The organism is uncultured Campylobacter sp., assembly GCF_938045405.1.
GTDB lineage: Bacteria > Campylobacterota > Campylobacteria > Campylobacterales > Campylobacteraceae > Campylobacter_B.
Window position 1 is genome coordinate 1 of sequence record NZ_CALIMW010000140.1, and the last position, 2,866, is coordinate 2,866.

Consider the following 2,866-nt stretch of genomic DNA (forward strand, 5'->3'; position numbering starts at 1 on the left):
CGTCCACGCGCCCCGCGCCGCCATTGAAATTTCAGATGAGCCGTTAATTCGTCAAGAATTTTAAAATTTTAAGCCCTCCCCTTTGCGGGCTAAAATTTCGAGCGAGCCGTTAAGGGTGAGCCGCTAATTCGTAGCGTTCGCGTCGAACTGCAAAAATTTCCTGATCTCCTCCATCGCTTCTTTGTTTGAAAGGGTAAATTTGATCTCGATGCGGCGGCTGGCGTCTTTGTCCTCGACGCCTCTGCGCATCACGGGCTGCGTGTAGCTGCGACCGCTGGCGATGAGATATTTTTGCAGTCGCTCATCTTTATTCCACGAGTTGATGAAATCCATCACCGCAAACGCCCTGTTTTGCGAGAGCTCGAGATTGTACAAATACCCGCCGTCGCTGTCCGTGTGCCCTTCGATGATGATCTGATCTAAATTTTCGCGAATTTCGTCGTTATTCAAAAGCGCGGCAAAATAGCTCTGTAGCGTCGAGCGGAGCGTCTCTTTGGCGCTCTCTTTCAGCTCGCTTGAGCCTTTGTCGAAAAGGATCGACGAGCTTAGCGTCATCGCGCCGCTTTCGTTGTCGATGCGGATCTTGCCCCCCAGCTTCTCCTTCAGATCGGCGATGATCTTGACCTTCATTCCGGTTAGGTTGCGGATGCGGTTTTTCGTGACGTTGAGGTCTTGTAAAATTTTATTAAAATCGCTCTCCTTCTGCGTGAGTTGATCGAGCAAAAAGGCGATTTTAAGCTCATTTTGGCTGATCGTAGCGTTGGCGTCGTCGCGTGCTTTTTGCAGAAGCGAGTTGATGTCTGAATTCTCTTTTTTCAGCCTCTCCGCCATCTCGGTCAGATCTTCAATCTGTATGAAATAGATGGAATTTTGCTTGCGAAGATCGGTGTTTTCGATATTTAGCTTCTCGAGCTGATCGCTAAAAATTTTATTCAGCGCCTCAAGCTCGGCGCTTTTTTTCTCCTGGCTTTGCAGGCTTGCTAGCGCGCTTGAAATTTGACTTTCTTTCTCCTGCAGGTTGCTTTGCGTGAGGAAGTATTTGACGATGATGCCGCCTACTAAAAGCACGAAAACAAAAAGTAGTCCCGCCATCAAATCGGCGTACGCGATCCAAAAAGTCTCTTTTTCTTCGTTATTCGTTTTCATCTAAAAGTGCTTTTTCATCGATGCTCGCAAGCGTTTTACGAAGCTCTTCGATGATGCTTTCGTTGCTCGTCCGCGCAGCGCCCTCTCCAGCTAAAAGTGCCTTCAAATCCGCGCTTAGTCCCTTAAAGCTAGCGTCAATTTTAGCGGCGTAAGCATTCTGCGAACTTGAAATTTCGCCCGCAAACCCGCCCAAGGAAGCATTTAAGCTCTTGATTTGAGCGCTTAATGCACTAGTAATGTTAGCCAGCTCGCCTTGCCCGTCCGTTAAAGTCTTAGACTGATTTAGATACTGCGCGGAAATCCCGTTTTGAATTTCGATTAGGCTTGCAGACACGGACTTAAGCGCAGATAAAATTTGAGCGAAGCTCTTATCTAACTCGCCGTGAGCGAGATTTGTCCTTTGGACCATCTCTCCCGCTTTTTCAAGCTCTTCTTGTGTAATCGCCATACTTCGCTTCTCAGCTTCCATCACGCTTTCAAAAGCGCCGATTTTTTCATCGATTAGGCGGTTTAGCCTTTCGGTAAAATTCGTAGAGCTCATCATCGCAAATGAGCGCGAAATTTCAGAATTAGAGTTTAAAATTTCACTCAGATAGCCCTGTGTTATTTCGTCTTTGTTCCAGAAGAAATTTTTAGTGGAATTTTTGTATTTGATGAGCAGGCGCTCATATTTGCTGATGCCCTTTTTCTCAAAATATATCCACCAAAGCGCTAAGAAAATTCCATAGATCGAGACGTAAAATGCTGTACCTACGCCGCCTAGAAGCTGCGCGATCTCGGTTTCGAGCCCATCGATATTGCTTGAGGAAAAGTGCGGCATCGAAATCGCAATCGAGATGAAAGTTCCTAAAATTCCAAGCATCGGAAAGACTGCCGACGCGACGGAAGCGTAGTTTTGATTACGCAGTGAGTAGCCGTATTCGTCCACAAAAAGATCAAAGCTGGCATCTGATTTTTTTTTACCGCCGATACTTAAGAGATTGGCGACAATGTAATTTTTCAGCTCGCGCTTGAAGTCATCGATATTATTTTGAAAATTTAAGCAGCCGTATTCTGCATTATGACGAGCTAAAATTAGTGCAATAATTAGCAAAACCGCAAGCATCAGGATCGAGTGTGTTTCTACCTTCAGCCCGATAAGCCCCAAATAGCCCAGCAAAAACACCACAAAAACCGCAATCGGCAGAGCTGCGATCTTAAAAAAAACGCCCGCTAACGAGCGCTCCTTCGCCTCAGGTAGCGTGATATCGAGCACTTCGTTATTTGGGCGATCCATATTAGTTCCTATTTAGGCAATTTAGATTGTCAAATGCGACCTGCAAGCGCGCCACCATACTCTGCTCGCCAGCTCTTAGCCACTTGCGAGGATCGTAGAATTTTTTATTCGGTTTATCCTCACCTTCCGGATTGCCAATTTGAGCCTGCAAATAGCCGTGATTTTTGGCCTCATAAGCGCGCACGCCGTCCCAAAACGCCCACTGCGTGTCAGTGTCGATATTCATCTTAACGACGCCGTAGCTCACGGCCGCCTTGATATCGGAGGTCTCGCTACCACTGCCGCCGTGAAAGACGAAATTTACGGGTTTTTCGGATTGCAGATTAAATTTTTCTCGGACGAATTTTTGCGAATTTTTCAAAATTTCAGGTCGCAGCACGACGTTGCCCGGCTTATACACGCCGTGGACGTTACCGAAGGTAGCGGCCAGCAGGTAGCGGCCCT

General features: G+C 47.0%; 3 protein-coding genes. All 3 read right to left on the minus strand.

Translation table 11 applies throughout. The annotated features are described in order from the left end of the window. Positions 1-123 precede the first annotated feature (123 nt). The gene (locus tag Q0140_RS05515; protein ID WP_297962648.1) at positions 124-1,146 is read right to left on the minus strand and encodes an OmpA family protein; all 1,023 of its coding nucleotides are present in this window, start codon (positions 1,144-1,146) and stop codon (positions 124-126) included. Next, positions 1,133-2,422, minus strand: coding sequence for a MotA/TolQ/ExbB proton channel family protein (locus tag Q0140_RS05520; protein WP_297896500.1), 1,290 nt, complete (start codon positions 2,420-2,422; stop codon positions 1,133-1,135). Before Q0140_RS05520 ends, Q0140_RS05515 begins: the two co-directional genes overlap by 14 nt. 1 nt (position 2,423) lies before the next feature. Continuing rightward, positions 2,424-2,866, minus strand: a 443-nt coding sequence (locus tag Q0140_RS05525) for a class II fructose-bisphosphate aldolase (RefSeq protein ID WP_297962651.1), incomplete at its 5' end; no start/stop codon positions are given.

Bases quoted from the DNA above. Each gene is read 5' to 3' on its own strand.
- Q0140_RS05515 (WP_297962648.1), bottom strand. From the start codon at position 1,146: ATGAAAACGAATAACGAAGAAAAAGAGACTTTTTGGATCGCGTACGCC.
- Q0140_RS05520 (WP_297896500.1), bottom strand. From the start codon at position 2,422: ATGGATCGCCCAAATAACGAAGTGCTCGATATCACGCTACCTGAGGCG.